Source organism: Cyclobacterium xiamenense (assembly GCF_009467825.1).
Lineage (GTDB): Bacteria > Bacteroidota > Bacteroidia > Cytophagales > Cyclobacteriaceae > Cyclobacterium > Cyclobacterium xiamenense.
Window position 1 is genome coordinate 254,852 of record NZ_WIOK01000002.1, and the last position, 17,379, is coordinate 272,230.

The window sequence follows — 17,379 nt, forward strand, 5'->3', positions numbered from 1 at the left end:
CAATTACGGGATTGCTCTGCTTTTGATTTTCCGCTCTTCTACACCTGGGGTTAACTGATAGAAGATCCCGGAGGCGTTGGTTCGTGTGGCACCAGCAGCCGGTAGCTTCCCTGCCCATCCGATGCCATCAGGATCATGCCTTCCGAATCAATACCCGCCATTTTCTTCGGGGCAAGGTTGAGGAGCATGGTCACTTGTTTTCCGACCAACTCCTCTGGCGCAAACTGTTCGGCCACCCCGCTCAGTACCGTCTTATTGCCCAAACCGGTATCTACCAACAATTCAAGCAATTTTTTTGATTTTTTTACTTTTTTTGCCTGCAGGACCGTTACCACCCGCAGGTCCATTTTGGCAAAATCCTCGAACGGAATCAACGGTTTCATGGCGTCTGCCTGATGCGGGCTGGCTTCGTTTTTCTTTCTGCTGTTTTCCAATTTTTGCACCTGGGCATCGACCGTGCTGTCTTCTATTTTCTGAAACAATAGCTCCGCTTTTTTAATGGGGCTTCCACTGAGTAGGAGATCGGTGCGACCTGCATCGGACCAATGCATGTCTTTGATACCAAGCAGAACTCGGATTTTTTCGGCCGTAAAAGGTAAAAATGGGACAGAGAGGATGGAAAGGTTCGCGGCTATATTCAGCGCAACAGAAAGAATGGTACCGGTGCGCTCGCGGTCATCTTTGATGGTTTTCCAGGGTTCGGTATCGGCCAGGTACTTGTTTCCGGTCCGGGCATAGTCCATCATTAGCGCCAGCGCCTCGCGAAACCGGAATTTTTCCAATGAACCGGCAATTTTTTCCGGATAGGTCGATAATAGCGCGAGTGTTTCCCGATCCACCGCTTCTAAAGTACCGCGTTCCGGTACCTTGCCATCAAAATACTTGTGCGTGAGGACCAGGGCACGGTTGATGAAATTTCCGTAGATGGCGACCAGTTCGTTGTTGTTCCGGGCTTGAAAATCCTTCCAGGTGAAATCGTTGTCTTTGGTTTCCGGGGCATTTGCTGTCAGCACATAGCGGAGCACGTCTTCCTGACCGGGAAATTCTTCCAAATATTCGTGCAACCAGACGGCCCAGTTTCTGGAGGTAGAAATCTTTTGTCCTTCCAGGTTTAGGAATTCGTTTGCAGGTACATTGTCAGGCAAAATAAAATCCCCATGCGTTTTCAAGATGGCTGGAAAGGTAATGCAATGGAAAACGATATTGTCCTTGCCAATAAAATGAACCAGCTTGGTATCCGCATCTTTCCAGTAGGGCTCCCAGTCCAGGCCTTTTTCGGTTGCCCATTCCTTGGTGGAAGAAATGTATCCAATGGGGGCATCAAACCACACATAGAGTACCTTCCCTTTGGCCTCCGGCAAGGGGACCGGGATCCCCCAGTCCATGTCCCGGGTCATGGAGCGCGCTTGCAGCCCGTCTCCGGCTTCCAGCCAGCTTCTGCATTGACCCAGCACGTTGTTTTTCCAGTCCTGGGCGTGGGTTTCCAATATCCACTTTTTCAGAAAGGGCGTGTATTTCCCCAGGTCAAGAAACCAGTGACGGGTCATCCGAAGCACCGGTGTATTGCCGCTGAGTTTCGATTTTGGATCGATTAGGTCCGTAGGACTGAGTGAAGAACCGCACTTTTCGCACTGATCGCCGTAGGCTTCCGCATGGCCGCAATGCGGACAGGTACCCTCAATGTAGCGGTCGGCCAGAAATTGCCCTGCCTCCTCGTCGTAATACTGTTCGGTTTCTTTTTCTAAAAATTCGCCCTTATCGTACAGGTCTTTAAACAGTTGCCCCGCGGTCTCGTGGTGAACCGGAGAGCTGGTTCTTGAGTAGTGATCAAAACTAATTCCAAACTTTTTGAAGCTGTCTTTCATGATCCCGTGGTACCGATCCACTACTTGTTGGGGGCTGATGCCTTCATTTTTGGCCTTGATGGTGATGGCTACTCCGTGCTCATCGGAGCCGCACACGTAGACCACGTCACGCTGCTGCAGTCTCAGGTAGCGCACGTAGATATCGGAGGGAATGTAACAACCGGCCAAATGTCCGATATGTAAGGGACCATTGGCATAGGGCAATGCCGAGGTAACGGTATATCGCTTGAATTTTTTCTCACTCATAGCCCGCAAAGATAGGTATTTTAGGTTTTGGGTGAAATCCAACCATACAATATTCGGGCGGTTTCAAACCCGTTCTCGATTTTTTTGGCTCATTTCTTTCCAAAGGGAACGGTGAGGCCCAGCCAGGGGATTGCCAACCAAAAATCTTCTCCACCCACTAAGGGTAAAAAAAGGCCAAAATCGATGCTCATCCGACCGACAAGTCGCCTTCCTCCGGCGGATACGATACCCAACGACTCCCCGCCGGCACCGATCAGGTAATTTTCTGTCAGCAGGTAGCCCCTTGGCCCCGTTCGGATCATGCCGGACAGGGATACGGTAGGCCGACTGGCAATACTCCCGTTGGCATAGGCCCAGCCAAGCCCGAGGGTAAGGTTTTTGTCCTTGGATCCAAGGGTCGTCAGCCCATACAGCAATCCAAAGCCACCCTCGTCCGCACCGATGACGGTTCCTGCCAGTACGCCAGCCCCAAGGTTTAATTTATCGGGAACAACGGGAAAAGAAACCTTAGGTGTTACCCAAACGGGTGTGGGGCTGCCGGCAAATAGAAACAGCGGTACCATGCCTGCTCCAATGGAGAAATTGTCGGTAATCCCGGTGGAAACCTGGTTAAAAAAAATCCATACATTTTGGTAGTAGGATTCGTTCTTTTTTAACCCGTATCCATTGGGAATCCAAAAATGCCGCGTCGCCTGGAGATTGGCAAACCAGTAGTTGCCTTTTCCCTGCGGAAGGCGGTCCAGCTTTTCTAGTTGCAGGATATCGGAGCGCAGCAGTCGGATTTCACCCAAATTTTCCGTTTTGAGACGGATTAGCTGTGCATCTTCGGAAAGGATGGTACCCAGGTACTCGTTTCCGTCCTTCGTTTTGACCAGGTACAGCTCGGTTGTATCGGCTTCGGTGACGGGCGGCTGCTGTGCAAAAGCAGCGAGTTGGGTTCCTACCACCCATAGGATTCCAACCAAACAAAGACCTGTTTTGACGCGATATACTGGCATAGTCCGTGCTTGTTTCCTACAAGGTAACGCTATGTGCTCGTTAAAAAAAGCGGGGCTAGCGTTTCCTTCTTACCTATCTGTCAATCGTCCACAGCCGCACCAACCAGCTGCTTGAATTTCCAGGCAGTCTGATCGCCGGTAGGGCCTTGGGTTTGTTTTAGAATTATTCCGATAATTTTTTCCTGCGGATCGGCAAAATATTGGGTGTTAAAATACCCTCCCCAGACAAAGGTACCGGGGCTTCCCAGTCCTCCCTTGGCCTGGCCCCGCTCGGTCAAAACGCCAAAAGCCAGGCCGTAATGCTGCTCTGCGCCTCCGTAAAGTTCCAATGTTTGGTCGGCCATCATGGTGGCGATGGTGGTCCTGCTGAGAAAGCGCTTGCCATTCAGCTCCCCTCCATTCAGGTATAGTTGGAGGAAGGTAGCGTAATCTTTTGCTGTACTGGAAAGGCCTGCGCCACCCGAGTAAAAGGAGGATCCATTAAGGGGGTAATCCACATCGTAAAAGGTATTCGGATAGTCTTCCCATTGCCCGTTTACCTTGCGTTGAATGGCTACCAGCCGGTCGGCCTTGGATCGGGGAAGGTAAAAGCCCGTGTCTTCCATGCCCAAAGGACCAAAGAGACGTTCGTTAAGGAATTGCTCAAAGCTCATTCCGGAGATGACTTCAATAAAATATCCCAGTACGTCCAATCCCATGCTGTAGGTGTATTTCGTTCCCGGGTCGTGGTGCAGCGGCAATTAGGCCAATTTCAGTACGATCTCCTTGATCGTCACGTTTTCGGTAGTAAACAGATCCGTGGTGCCTGCCTTCTGGTACAGCATCTTCATCCGTTCGTCCCCATCGATCACCCCGTAGCCCAGGCCTGAGGTATGGGTGAGCAGATGGCGGATGGTGATTTCCCGCTCGGCCGGACGAGCGGTATAACTCGTGTCCGCATACCGGAAATTGACCAGCACTTGCGGATTTTTGAACTCCGGAATGTATTTGGAAATGGGATCGTCCAATTGGAATTTCCCTTCCTCCCAGAGCATCATAACGGCCGTGGAGGTGATGGCTTTTGTTTGGGAAGCGATGCGGAAAATGGCATCTTTTTGCAGGGGCTTGCCGGAGGCATTGGCTTGTCCATATGCGTCGTGAAAGACAATTTTTCCGTGGCGTGCAACCAAGGCCACCGCGCCGGGAATGGTGTTTTCTTCCACCGCCTCCTGCAGCATGTGGTCGATGCGATCCAGTCGCTCCGCAGACAATCCCACCGCTTCGGGGGAACCGGTCTGTAGGGGAGGGCTTTTCTGTAGGGAAGGGGTTTGGGCATGCAGGTGAATCAGGCTCGTGCATGCAAGGACTAGGAAAATGGGTACTGTTTTTCGAATCATTGGAAATAGATGGATAGGTAATCAATATAAATAACCCTTGAAAGTAACCAATTCTTCTGTCAATTCATTACGCTGACGCGTCAAATGCTGGTATACGCGCAAAACTACCGAACAATTCCGGTTGGTAAACCGGCCGGGTCGGTTTCGGTACGGCCGCCTCCCCGATAAAATCCCGCTACCCAATCGTCCGCAACCCAGAGGCTCGGAAAGGATGGCATGTGCGCTCCTCCGTTGTAGGGTGAACGGCAGTACCTACCGCCGCTGGCTGGCTTTCTTCTAGTGTAAGAAATTGACAATCAATTTTCTAGTTAAATTATTGGCGCCAAAGGGTTTATTTGTGGAGGTTTATTTTTGCAAGCTATCAAATAACCGTATTTTTGAACTCATACCAGGGAACGAACATAGTGGATCAGGAAAAAAGACGTCTTATCATTTGGTCAGTAGTCATTAGTTTGCTCTTGCTGGCAATCAAGTTTTACTCCTATTTTTTGACCGGATCCACTGCCATTTTGACCGATGCCATGGAAAGCATTGTGAACGTGGTGGCCTCGGTCTTTGCCTTGTATAGCATTTACCTCAGTTCCCTGCCCAAGGATAGCAACCATCCCTATGGGCATGGGAAGATCGAGTTTTTTAGCGCCGGTATCGAAGGCACGTTGATCATTCTGGCCGGCGTTTTTATCATTTACCAGTCGGTTCGCGCCATGATTTTCCCACAGGTATTGGCAGAGCTGCCTCTGGGGATGGCTCTGGTGGGTTTTTCTGGACTGGTCAATGGGGTTTTGGGCTATATCCTTCAAAAAAAGGGGCGGCTGCTTCACAGCATTACCCTGGAAGCAGACGGCAGACACCTGTCTACGGATGCCATTTCCAGTTTTGTGTTGATCGCGGGAATAGGGGTGATTTATTTCTCCGGCTGGGTGTTTTTGGACAGCCTTCTTTCCCTGGCCTTTGCGGGGTACATCATCTTTAACGGGTACGTTTTGGTCAGACGGTCCGTGGCGGGGCTTATGGACGAGTCCAATCCCAAAGTAGTCAACCTGGCCGTACAGGTCCTAAACCGCAACCGGAAGGCAAATTGGATCGATATTCACAACATGCGGGTGCAGCAGTATGGCGGAGACAGCCACATCGACCTGCACCTTACCTTGCCTTATTACTTTGATCTGGTTCGGGTTCACGACCAGGTGGAAGAGGTAGAGGAAGTATTGGAAAAAAACATGCCGGGATACACGGAAGTGTTTGTCCATGCGGACCCCTGTCTGCCCGAATCCTGTTGCCACTATTGCCAGGTAAGCGATTGTGCGGTAAGGAAATACCCCAAACGTAAAAAGATTAAGTGGACTGCTGAAAACATGTCCAAAAATCAAAAACATTACCACGAACTAAGCCATCTTTCTTCCCTCAGAACCCAATCGTCCCCGGTTGTCGAAAAAATTCAATCGGGCGATAAAAAAGAAAAAAAATGAATATTTTTTAAAATAAATAACATTATTTGCCGTTCGCAGCGCCTTAAATGCTGAATAATTGTTTTTTTTGCAAGTGTTTTCCTGATATTTGTTAGGTATTGAATATATTTATACGTATAAAATTTTGTTTTACACGCTGAATTTTGTATCTTAATTCCGTAATTGATACCTAAAATTTCAGAGCTATGAAAGATAAACAATTTACCGTACTTATAATGGTGTCTGCTATAATATGGTTGTTGATAATCGGATTTATCATCATCTAACACGAAAGCCCGTCATTTTTTGCTTTTTAGTAGGATACAGCTCACGTCAGGATTTTCTGCTATGCCTTTTCAAAAAGGGGCCCTCGCGCGCCCCTTTTTTTGTTTTTCCTTAGGCGAGTAATCCGGCTCTTTTGAGCAAGGCAGTGGTTTCCGGCCCCCTTCCTCTAAACCGTTTGTACAATATTTCCGGATGTTCCTGCCCGCCCATGGCGAGGATGTTTTCTTTAAACGAGCGCGCCGTTTCCGGATCGAATATGCCCTTTTCCAGAAATAGCTCGAACGCATCCGCGTCCAGTACCTCTGCCCATTTGTAGCTGTAATAGCCGGCGGCATAGCCTCCCTGAAAAATATGCGAGAAAGAGGTGCTCATCAAGCTGCCGGGTATCGGTTCAAGCAGTTCCGTTGGCTTCATAACCTCCCGTTCAAAAGCGAAAATATCGTCGATACTCGTCGGATCCGTGGTGTAGTAGGCCATGTCCAGTAAGCCCAGGCTGATCTGTCGGACCGTTTGGTATCCCTGGTGGAAGTTGGCCGCTTTTTTGATTTTTTCAATCAATTGCTGCGGAATGGGTGCTCCGGTTTCGTAATGCCGGGCAAACAAATCCAGACAGTCTTTTTCGTAGCACCAGTTTTCAAAAATCTGGGAAGGAAGCTCCACGAAGTCCCAGTACACATTGGTGCCGGAAAGGGATTCAAACGTACCATTTGCAAGCATCCCGTGCAGGGCATGACCAAATTCATGAAAAAGGGTGGTCACTTCATTAAATGTCAGCAGGGAAGGCTTGGTTTTGGTGGGCTTGGTGAAGTTACACACAATGGAGACATGGGGTCGCTGCTCGTTTCCCTGCTGCCTTTTCTGACCTCGGTACACGGTCATCCAGGCACCGTTCCGTTTTCCGGCCCGGGGGAAAAAATCCGCGTAGAATACCGCCAGGTGCGCTCCCTGCTCGTCTTTTACCTCGTAGGCCGTTACATCGGGATGGTATACCGGAATGGAGGAGTTTTTCTCAAAACGGATGCCGTACAGTTTTTCCGCGGTCAGGAAGACGCCGTCGATGGTGCGGTTTAACTCAAAATACGGCTTTAGCAGTTCGTCGTCAACCTCGTATTTTTTCATTTTCAGCTTTTCCGCGTAAAAGTTCACGTCCCATTTTTGGAGTTTTTCCAGGCCGTCCCGCTCCCTGGCAAAGGCTTCCAGTTCCTCCATTTCGGCAAGGGCCTTGGGCCGGGCCTTCTCGAGCAAATCGTGCAAAAATTCCAATACCTGCATGCCATCGCCTGCCATCCGCTCCTCGAGCACAAATGCCGCATAGTTGGGGTAGTCGAGTAATCGCGCCCGCTCGTCTTTCAATCGTACGATTTCTTTGATGATCTCCTGGTTATCCAGGGCATCCCCTTTTGCGGCTTTGGTGGTGTAGGCCATAAACAACTGCTTCCGCAATTCCCGATTATTGGCATAGGTCATAAACGGCACGTAGCTGGGGAAGGCCAGCGTGAAAACCCAACTTCCCGCCTTTCCTTTTTCTTCGGCGGTCTGCGTAGCGGCTTCTACCACACCTTCGGGAAGGCCCTCCAGGTCCTTTTCCTCGGTAATTACCAGCTCGAAGGCATTGGTTTCTTGGAGCACATTTTCACCAAACCGCAGCCCCAATTGCGAAAGCTGCTGATCGATTTCCCGCAACCGTTCCTTTCCCGCTGCATTCAGCAACGCCCCGTTTCTGAGAAAAGATTTGTAGGTTTTTTCCAGCAGTCGGTCTTCTTCGGTACTGAGGTGTAGTTGTTCCTTTTGCTGGTATACCTGACGAATTCGGTCAAACAATTCCTCGTCCAGCAGTACATCGTTGCCGTGGGCAGATAGCAGCGGGGAGATCTCTCGTGCCAGTTTTTGGATCGTGTCGTTGGTTTCTGCGGCGTTCAGGTTGAAAAAAATCGACGCTACCCTGGATAGCTTTTCCCCCGAATTTTCCAACGCCACCACCGTGTTGGTGAAATCGGGCAATCGTTCCTCCTTAATCCGGGCAATCTCTTCTTTTGCCAACTGAATGGCCTCTTTCACTGCCGGCAAAAAATGCTCGTTCGCAATACGATCAAAGGGAGCGGTTTCAAATGGAGTATCGAATTTTTCCAATAATGGATTCATGGCGTATCTTTCTGGTTATATTGTCGTGCAAAATTAACAAAATAATGGAGACTACTACGAAACTGCGGCCACCAATAGCCGGAAGCTACCATTCCTTCTATCAGGGATACATCGATCGGGTTTCAGGCAAGGAGTTAAGACAACTATCCGAGCAACAAGAGGATTTCATTCGATCGGTTTACACGGGCCTGCAGCCCGGCAATGCAACCAAGGGGTATCGGGAAGGAAAATGGTCACTAAACCAGCTTCTGGGGCATATCCTGGACACCGAGAAAATCATGCATTTTCGGGCCTTGTGCATCAGCAGGGGAGAGCAGGCGGCATTCCCCGGATTTGATCAGGATACCTATGTCCGGACGGCGAATTTTGATGCGCTTTCCCCGCAGCAGCTCCTGCGTTCCTTCCTACTTCACCGGGAATTGCTCTGGGGATTTATCGGGCAGGTGCCGGCAGGGCAATGGACCTGCCAGGGAACGGTGAGCGGGCATCCCATGTCCCTTTCTGCATTGATCCACATCATTTTCGGGCACCTGGAGCATCACATCGAGGTCATCCGGAAACACTACGGACCTTTCCTTCCCGGAGGAGTCGCTTTGTGATGTTTATTACTGATATTTCCCCGTGGCCGAACTACTTTTGTTCGTAAATAAACAAATCAGCGTATGTCTAGTGGAAAAAGTTTCTCGGAAATAATTAGTGGTGAGCAGCCTGTATTGGTGGATTTCTATGCTACCTGGTGTGGGCCTTGCCAAATGATGCAGCCGATCCTTCAGGAAACGGCGGCTAAAGTAGGGCCAAAAGCTAAAATCATCAAAATCGACGTGGATAAAAACCCTCTTGCGGCCAGTAAATTCCAGGTGAGGGGTGTGCCCACCCTGATATTATTCCAGCATGGAAAACCCGTATGGCGCCAGTCCGGGGTTGTGCCCGCCCATCAGCTCGTGCAGGTAATCGACCGGCATGCGGTAGAGACGGTCTAAACCGGGGCTAGGGATGCCTGCGTTTAAACGACCAGGTGACACGAAAGCGAGCCAGGGTTTCTCCATCGGGATGGAGTCCGCTCACCGCCAGGCTTATCTGGCAGCTGTCTCCGGGTTGTTTGAGTGCTTGAAGCGCTTCGTGTATCCGGTTTCCTTCCCTACACTCCATGGTAACGGTTTGGGTAGCTTTTTTTATAAATTCTGCCTCAAATCCGGTAACAAGCATGGAGTAGGAGCCCGTTCCACTTGTATGGAACAGGCAGAGGGCCCCGCTGGCCAATTCGGCTGCGCCGCACAGGGCCGAAAAGTAAATGGATCGAAAGGGGTTTTTTGTCCGCCAGCTAAAGGGAAGCTGCGTCCGGCAGTGGTTGGCGTTCAATTGCACTACCCGAATGCCCCAGAATAGGACGGAGGGCAACTTTCTGGCCATGTACCAGATAAAACCGGGAGGCCATAAAAGTAGGCGCTGTATGCGTTTTTGCTGGGTATTCATGCCTGTATTTGTCAAGGTTGGGTCGTTTTTTGACAGCCATTTTGCCGTCCTGCCTACAATATAAAAAAACCGTAACCAATATGGCTACGGTTTTTATTATATAAACCCATACTAAGTTTTTGTGAACCGGGCCGCCTGTATCAGCAGTTCCCGATTGTATGCATTAAGCAGGCACTGCCGCGTTGCTTCCAATGTTCCCTTGCGCCACGATCACGCCCAATTGATCCATGGAGAGGTGTACATTGACATATCCATCTAGGGTGAGTAGGTCTTCGTAACTGAGTGCGCCGCCGCTATCCAGGGCCCGGATGGTGGTATGACTCATGCCCGTGGTACCGTTTACAGGCGTGAACGAAACCAGAATCCCCCCACCTTCTTCGGCAGAATTGGCATGGATATGGGCCGGATGGACGCCGCCGTCCGGTGTATTGGAAAGCGTGATGGTTGCCAGCGTGAAGCCATTTTGCCTTTCGCTAAAGGTAATCGTTCCGCTGATTCCGGGTACAGCCAACTCGCCCAGGTCGTAGGTGCTGCTGATACCGGTCAGTTCGTTACCTCCAATGTCTCCCTGCGCCACAATTACGCCGAGTTGATCCATGGATAGGTGTACGTTTACATACCCATTAATTTGCAGGATTTCCGAATAGGTAAGCGCTCCACCAGAATCCAGCGCGCGGATCGTTGTTTTGCTCATGCCGGTGGTGCCGTTTACCGGATTGAAAGACACCAGGATGCCTCCGCCCTCGGCGGCCGAATTGGCATGGATATGCGCCGGGTGGACGCCGCCATCCGGTGTGTTGTCCAGCTGTATGGTCGCCAGGGAGAAGCCGCTCTTGCGTTCCTCGAAGGTGATCGAGCCAGAAATACCAGGCACAGCCAACTCATTGAGTGTATACATTTTCATTTCTCCGGTGAGCTCATTTTCTCCGATATCGCCTTGTGCCACGATAACGCCCAGCTGATCCATGGAAAGATGTACGTTCACGTAGCCGTTCATGTCGAGGATCTGCGCGTAGCTCAGTGCTTCTCCGGAATCCAGGGAGCGAATGGTAGTTTTGCTCATGCCGGTCGTTCCGTTTACCGGATTGAAAGACACCAGAATCCCGCCGCCTTCAGCCGCCGAATTGGCGTGTATATGCGCCGGGTGCACCCCACCCTCAGGGGTATTGGCCAGCTCAATGGTCGCCAGGGAGAATCCATTTTTCCGCTCCTCAAAGGTGACGGAACCGGCTATTCCCGGCACCGCTAATTCGTTTAACGGATACATCATGCTCATTCCGGTCAGTTCGTTGCCCCCAATATCGCCCTGCGCGACGATGGTCGACAGTTGGTTCATGGAAAGGTGTACGTTGACGTAGCCGTCCAAACCCAAGATTTGGTTGTAGGTCAGGGGTTGTCCATTGGAAAGCTGCCGAATGGTGGTTTCGCTGCGTCCGGTGGTTCCATCTACCGGATTAAATCCGACAATGATACCTCCGCCTTCAGCTGCTGAATTGGCGTGAATGTGTGCGGGGTGCATGCCCCCCTCGGGAGTGTTATCCAGCTGTATGCTTGCCAGTGTGAATCCATTTAGCCGCTCTTTGAAAATTATGGAACCGGAAATCCCCGGTACGGCCAACTCATTAAGTCGGTATTCTTTAAAGTTTTCGGTTAACTCGTTGCTGCCGATATCTCCCTGTGCCACGATGGTTCCCAATTGATTGGCAGCCAGGTGTACATTGACGTACGCATCCATCGCAAGGATGTCTTCAAAACTTACGGGGTTGCCTGCGTCGTCGGTGCGAATGATTGTGCGACTCATGCCGGTGGAACCGTCGACCGGATTGAAGGATATCAGAATTCCTCCGCCTTCAGCTGCCGAATTGGCGTGAATGTGTGCCGGATGCGAACCACCTGCAGGTGTTCCACTCAGATCGATGGTGGCTACGGTAAAGCCTCCCACACTTTTCTCGAAAAGGATGGTACCGCTGATGCCATCTACGTCCTTGGTCAACAGGTTGTACTGTTTGGTGGTGCCATCCAGGGCGTTTCCTCCGATGTCTCCCTGGGCGACGACGGTTTCCAATTGTCCGTAGGCCAAATGCACGTTGACGTAGCCCTCAAAGCTTGTCAACCCGTCGTAATCAATAAAGGTCCCGTCGTCTAGCTGATTCAGCAGGGTAACACTGCTGCCGGTGGTGCCGTTTACAGGTTCCAGTGAAATGGCAATGCCGCCACCTTCTGCCACGGAGTTAAAATGAATGTGGGCAGGATGGGCACCGCCATTCGGCGTGCCACTCAGGTTGATGGTCACTTTGGTGTATCCGCCTTCTCCTTCTTCAAAAACTACATTTCCACTAATCCCTGATCCATCGACTGCATTTAACGGATAGGTTCTACTGGTGCCGGAAAGATCCAGCGCATCTGCCGGGCTCTGCTCGTCTACGCAGGACTGCAAAAATAGGGTTCCTGCCATACCAAGCATTAGAAGCAATACGTGATAATACTTTTTCATAATTAATTTAGGGACTTGGTTAAAATTCGGATTCGTACTAGGAAAGTAACCTGAATACAGGGATTTATGTTTTACATCTGTGAAAATTTCTGGTTGATATACGTTTTACAAGCATTTATTTTTTAATTTTTCATTTCGTTCTGGCATCTTTTTTGAACGAAGCAAGCTGTTTATAGTTTTAGCACCATGTACAAGAAAATAACCGCACTCCTTTTATTTGGCCTTTTTGCTTACAGTTGCGCGACTGTACCCTTGAGCGGGAGAAGGCAGCTCAGCATTGTCAGCAATGCCGAGGTCTTGCCGCTTTCCTACGATCAGTACGGGGAGGTACTCAAAGATAGTAAAATCCTGACCACTACCCGCGAAGGCAAGCAGGTAGTGACCGTGGGGCGCCGGATTGCTTCGGCTGTAGAAAAATACCTGGAGGAAACCGGTCATTCAGAAATTACCGATGGTTTTGCCTGGGAATTTAATCTACTGGAAAGCGAGCAGGTAAATGCCTGGTGCATGCCCGGAGGCAAAGTCGCCTTTTACACGGGAATTTTGCCGGTTTGCCAAGACGAAACTGGAATTGCGGTGGTGATGGGGCACGAAGTAGCGCACGCCATTGCCAGCCATGCAAGGGAACGCATGTCGCAGGGCATGGTGGCCAATGGGCTACTGGGAGGCCTTCAGGCCGCCATGGGCGAAAATCCCAGCCTTACCCAAACCATATTTTTGCAGGCCGTTGGCTTTGGCGGACAGGTGGGGATGCTGAAGTTTTCCCGGGATCAGGAACTGGAGGCCGATCAGCTGGGATTGATCTTTATGGCCATCGCGGGCTACGATCCCAGGGAGGCGCCCACATTTTGGGAGCGGATGAACGCTCAGGCCTCGGGAGAGCGACCGCCCGAATTTCTTTCCACCCACCCCGGTCCGGAACGTAGAATCGATCAGCTCAACGAACAAATGGATAAGGCGATGGAATACTACCAGGCAAACCGGCGCTGATAGGTCTTCTACTTTGCCTTAGCCAATGCCTTTTAACCGAACGGTCTGAGCGGATGCATCCAGATTAAGCGTCAGATTGGGCACGGACGCGCAAATCTGAAAATCGTGATCCCCGCTGGGTAGGGGGTCAAACTCAGCAACTTCATCCAAAAATGCGATGTTGCCGACGTCCAATTTTACCCGCTTACCTCCAACTTCCGCCACCTGGTCTGAAAAGCCATGAAAATAGATTTTTGCCTGGGTATAGCTGCTGGGAAAATTTCCCTGCAGGGCGCCTATTTCGAGCAGCCCATGATCGTGATCCATTTGGACCGTACGACGGGCCCAGGATCCAGTAAGGTAGGCATTGCTGCTGCCGTCGTCTTCGTAAATCAGTTGCTGCCACACTCCCTTACCCTGAAACACGTGTAATTTTATCCGTCCGTCGTGCGCATCCGTAGCATGCTGAGTGACCGATTGCATGGGCACAATGGCTCCGGCTGCCACAAAGACCGGTAGGTAATTCAGCGGACACTCCCAGAAAATCTCTCTGGCTCCCGATTGTTTTTTTCCGGAAAACAGGTGGTACCAGTCGCCTTCCGGTAGGTACAGTTTGGTCAGGCTTTGGTGGCTTTGCACCGGTACGACCAACAAATTCTCGCAAAAAAGGTATTGGCTATCGTAGGCCCCGTGGTAGATGCGGTCGTCAAAGGGATAGGCCAGCGCAAGGGATTTAGCCACCGGTAGGCCGCTAGTGTGACTGGCGTAAAATGCCGCGTAAATGGCCGGCATCAATTTGTACCGCAAGCGGATGTAGTTACGGGCGATGGCTTCCACTTCTTCCCCAAAGGACCAGGGCTCGGAGGCGTGGCTGTTGATCATGGTATGGGCGCGAAACAGCGGGCAAAACGCTGCGATGCTGATCCACCGGGCGAAAAGTTCCGGCGTACAATTACCCACAAATCCGCCGATATCGTATCCGGCAAAAGGCACACCGCTCAGACCCAGGCTGTTTACCAGGCGCACACCAGCCAGCATGTGCGCATCGCTGGATACGTTGTCTCCGGTCCAGATAGCCGCATACCGCTGCACACCGGCAAAGCCCGAACGCGTCAAGACAAAAGGCCGGTTATCTGGTTGCTGTTTTTCCTGTCCTTCCCGCGTACTTCGGGCCATTTGCATGCCGTATACGTTTCTGGCTTTTCGGTGGCTGGCCCCGGCGCCTTCAAAATCAAACTGAACCACATTGGGAAGGGTCTGCCCCCAGGTGGCCGGTTCGTTCATATCGGTCCAAAAGCCATCTACACCCAACTTGGTGTAAAACTTCAATGCCTGCCCCCACCAGGTACGGGCCTCGGGTAAGGTGAAATCCGGGAAGGTACACCAGCCCGGCCATACCTGCCCCTCATAAGGCTTTCCGTCCGGATAGGACACAAACAATCCCTTCGCGCTGCCCTCGACAAAGGACGCGTAGCTCGTGTCGGCTTTTATTCCAGGATCCAGGATGACCACCACCCGAAACCCGCGTTTTTTCAACTGCCGGATCATCTCTGCAGGATCGGGAAAGCGCGCCTTGTCGAAAGTGAAAACCTTGTACGCATCCATGTGGTGGATATCCAGGTAAATGACGTCCCCCGGAATGGCTTTGTCCCGGAAGGTTTCAGCCAGGCGAATGACGTCCTTGTCTGGGTAATAGGAATACCGACACTGCTGGTAACCCAGCGCCCAGCGGGGAGGGAGGGGCGGCGGTCCGGTTAAACTGGCATAGGCCGAGAGAATGGCCGGGAGCGAGCTGTCGTGGAAAAAGTAATAGTCCAAATCGCCATCCTCCGCAGAAAAGTACGAATACCGGTTGTTACCCGCACCAAAATTAAAGGTGGTCCTGTGCGGGTTGTCAAAAAATACCCCGTAGGCAATTCCGTGATGCAGTCCCATGTAAAAGGGAATGGAACAATACAGGGGATCGTCATCGGTACCGTAGGCAAAGTGATCGGTATTCCAATGGGTGTAGGTCTGTCCGTACCGATTCAGCCCACCGTGTTTTTCACCCAGGCCGATGAATTTTTCCCATTCCTGAAGTTTCTTGTAACTGCTTACCTCGGTACCCAGCCAATTGATCCCAAAGTCGGGGTCCTCTTCGCTAATGACCTCTCCATCGGGCGTTTTGAATACCATGGACAGGTTTTTCTTCCCTATCCAAAGTTGAAGTTTACCCGTTCGAAGGATCAAAGAATCATCATTCTCTTCAAACTCAAAGCAGTTTTCCTCCGGACCGATCACCACCGAGTACGGATTGGCCTGCCACGCATTCTGATTACTTACCCGCACGCGGAAGGTGTTTTCCCGAAATACCTGGATTTCAAACCGGGCGTTTGCGGTGGTTCCGTCAATCCCCGTAGGACTGAGGTGGTGGCTTCGGACCTTGCCCGGAACCAGCGGTAGGGAGGAAGTTTTTTTCATGGTTGCTATCGCTGCTGATACCGGTCAATGTAAGCAGGATATTCAGCTTTGAAAAGTACTTTTTGATTCATATCCCCGTATTTTTTGAATTTTTTACCAGCATAACCCACATCCGACCATTCATTTTTTTGTAGGAAAGTTGGAAAAAAGCTACCTTAAATGGATGAAAATTACCTTTATTCTCCTATTGACGCTGCATGCCCTGATCCATTTGCTGGGGTTTTTGAAGGCCTTTGAATGGATGGAACTAAAAGCACTTCCCCTCCACCTTTCCAAAAGCACGGGCCTGCTCTGGCTAATGGCTGGGCTGGGGATGATACTCGTCGTCGTTGCCTACGCCGGGTCCGGTAAAAACTGGTGGTACCTGGCCCTGCTCGTTGCGCTATTCTCTCAGGTGTTGATCTCGCTGTATTGGAGCGAGGCAAAATTTGGGACGCTGCCCAACCTGCTGCTGCTATTGGTAGCCCTGCATGCCTGGTCCATGGATCGGTTTGAACGAAAAGTTGCGATGGAGGTACAGGACTTGTTCCCCTCCGAAGTGACTTCAGGCGGACAGGCGGAGATGCAGCCGTTGGCGGCGCTTCCCGAACCGGTGCAACGCTGGCTGAAGCGTTCGGGCGCCGAAGCTACCCCAATTCCCTCACAGGTCCAGGTCTTGCAGGACTTCGAACTAAAACTGAAACCTGAGCAAACGAATTGGTACCGGGGATCCGCCAGTCAATTCTTTAATCCCCTGGAGCCCGGTTTTGTCTGGTCATTGAACCTATCCATCCTGCCCCTGGTAGCGGTGAAAGGGCGGGATTTACTCCGTCGGGGAAACGGGGAAATGCTGATCAAACTCTGGTCGCTGATTCCATTGGTTGACGAAAAAGACAATCCCAAAATCGACGAAGGCTCCCTGCAGCGATTCCTGGGAGAGCTGGTATGGTTTCCTTCTGCGGCTCGAAGCAGCTACCTCGAATGGGAGCAGTTGGGGCCAAACGAGGCCAAAGCAACGCTGTCCTATTGGGGGCAAAAGGCTACCGGCACCTTTACGTTCGATGATTCCGGAAGATTTTTGCGCTTTCAGACGGAGCGGTATCTGGGTGGGGAGGAAGGTGCCACGCGAAAACCCTGGATTGTGGAGGCCAAGGGCTACCAGACCATGGAGGGTGTGGAACTTCCGGTGCAATGCGAGGCCACCTGGCTGCTGGACGAGGGCCCCTGGACCTGGGCCCGTATCCGCATTCTTTCGGTTACTTATCGTCGGGACGAGGGCGAATCTCCCGCTTGACCAGGTATTCGCCAAACGGTTTCCCCCCGGATTCGTTCACAGGCATCAGGTTATTGGCGAGGGCCGTCGGAAGGGTAATCTTTATTAGTTTAAAATCCCGGTAATTTCCGAGTGGGGGCGGTGGAGTAGGGGAAGCATGGTACTCCAGGTCTTTTGCCTGAAAGGTAACCGCAGACACCTCATCGGGATGGATGGCCTCAAACTGCAAGGCCTCGAATTCCTGAAAATGGTAGGTTTTGTCCGTTGTTTTTCTTTCCAGTTCCAGGTCGTCCTGGGCCTGGACTTGTACCACCAGTAAAAGGGAAAGACAGGTAAGGAGTACACGTGGCTTCATGATCACTTGGGTTTGG

12 protein-coding genes and 1 pseudogene are annotated in these 17,379 nt (G+C 51.2%); 5 read left to right on the forward strand and 8 right to left on the reverse strand.

The annotated features are described in order from the left end of the window. Positions 1-50: 50 nt before the first annotated feature. From metG to GCU44_RS02530, 3 genes and pseudogenes are all read right to left on the reverse strand, one after another. Positions 51-2,111, reverse strand: a complete 2,061-nt coding sequence (gene metG / locus GCU44_RS02520; protein ID WP_154853342.1) for a methionine--tRNA ligase — start codon at positions 2,109-2,111, stop codon at positions 51-53. Between the two features lie 89 nt (positions 2,112-2,200). Then, positions 2,201-3,076 carry a hypothetical protein gene (locus GCU44_RS02525; protein ID WP_154853345.1) on the reverse strand — a complete coding sequence of 292 codons (876 nt, stop codon included), beginning with the start codon at positions 3,074-3,076 and terminating at the stop codon, positions 2,201-2,203. A gap of 113 nt (positions 3,077-3,189) precedes the next feature. Next, positions 3,190-4,485 (reverse strand): annotated as a pseudogene (locus tag GCU44_RS02530) (serine hydrolase domain-containing protein). Between the two features lie 377 nt (positions 4,486-4,862). On the opposite strand from GCU44_RS02530, the gene GCU44_RS02535 reads away from it, so the two are divergent. Next, complete coding sequence (locus GCU44_RS02535) at positions 4,863-5,954, forward strand: cation diffusion facilitator family transporter (protein ID WP_394366465.1); 1,092 nt, start codon at positions 4,863-4,865, stop codon at positions 5,952-5,954. A gap of 375 nt (positions 5,955-6,329) precedes the next feature. Here the strand turns inward: GCU44_RS02535 and GCU44_RS02540 are convergent, their stop codons facing one another. Further along, positions 6,330-8,360: a M3 family metallopeptidase gene (locus GCU44_RS02540; protein WP_154853347.1), complete on the reverse strand. Its 2,031-nt coding sequence runs from the start codon at positions 8,358-8,360 to the stop codon at positions 6,330-6,332. 44 nt (positions 8,361-8,404) lie between these two features. Here GCU44_RS02540 and GCU44_RS02545 point away from each other — a divergent pair, with 44 nt between their 5' ends. Beyond that, entirely contained in the window at positions 8,405-8,959 is a 555-nt protein-coding gene (locus GCU44_RS02545) for a DinB family protein (RefSeq protein WP_161993883.1), read from the forward strand. 63 nt (positions 8,960-9,022) lie between these two features. Beyond that, positions 9,023-9,340, forward strand: coding sequence for a thioredoxin (trxA, locus tag GCU44_RS02550; protein ID WP_092175688.1), 318 nt, complete (start codon positions 9,023-9,025; stop codon positions 9,338-9,340). A gap of 7 nt (positions 9,341-9,347) precedes the next feature. Here trxA and GCU44_RS02555 read toward each other — a convergent pair whose 3' ends face one another. Together GCU44_RS02555 and GCU44_RS02560 are read right to left on the reverse strand one after the other, a co-directional pair. Next, entirely contained in the window at positions 9,348-9,848 is a 501-nt protein-coding gene (locus tag GCU44_RS02555) for a DUF4442 domain-containing protein (RefSeq protein ID WP_154853353.1), read from the reverse strand. A 148-nt stretch (positions 9,849-9,996) separates the two neighbouring features. Continuing rightward, entirely contained in the window at positions 9,997-12,327 is a 2,331-nt protein-coding gene (locus GCU44_RS02560; RefSeq protein WP_194201668.1) for a hypothetical protein, read from the reverse strand. 186 nt (positions 12,328-12,513) lie between these two features. On the opposite strand from GCU44_RS02560, the gene GCU44_RS02565 reads away from it, so the two are divergent. Continuing rightward, positions 12,514-13,317, forward strand: coding sequence for a M48 family metallopeptidase (locus GCU44_RS02565; RefSeq protein ID WP_154853356.1), 804 nt, complete (start codon positions 12,514-12,516; stop codon positions 13,315-13,317). A gap of 18 nt (positions 13,318-13,335) precedes the next feature. On the opposite strand, the gene GCU44_RS02570 is transcribed toward GCU44_RS02565, so the two are convergent. After that, complete coding sequence (locus tag GCU44_RS02570) at positions 13,336-15,756, reverse strand: glycoside hydrolase family 31 protein (protein ID WP_154853359.1); 2,421 nt, start codon at positions 15,754-15,756, stop codon at positions 13,336-13,338. A gap of 163 nt (positions 15,757-15,919) precedes the next feature. Between GCU44_RS02570 and GCU44_RS02575 the strand changes: the two genes are divergently transcribed. Next, positions 15,920-17,029 (forward strand): DUF6920 family protein, encoded by a 1,110-nt coding sequence (locus GCU44_RS02575; RefSeq protein ID WP_154853362.1) that lies wholly within the window; start codon positions 15,920-15,922, stop codon positions 17,027-17,029. Here the strand turns inward: GCU44_RS02575 and GCU44_RS02580 are convergent. After that, positions 16,992-17,363 carry a hypothetical protein gene (locus GCU44_RS02580; protein ID WP_154853365.1) on the reverse strand — a complete coding sequence of 124 codons (372 nt, stop codon included), beginning with the start codon at positions 17,361-17,363 and terminating at the stop codon, positions 16,992-16,994. The two genes, GCU44_RS02575 and GCU44_RS02580, sit on opposite strands and share 38 nt — an antisense overlap. Positions 17,364-17,379 lie beyond the last annotated feature (16 nt).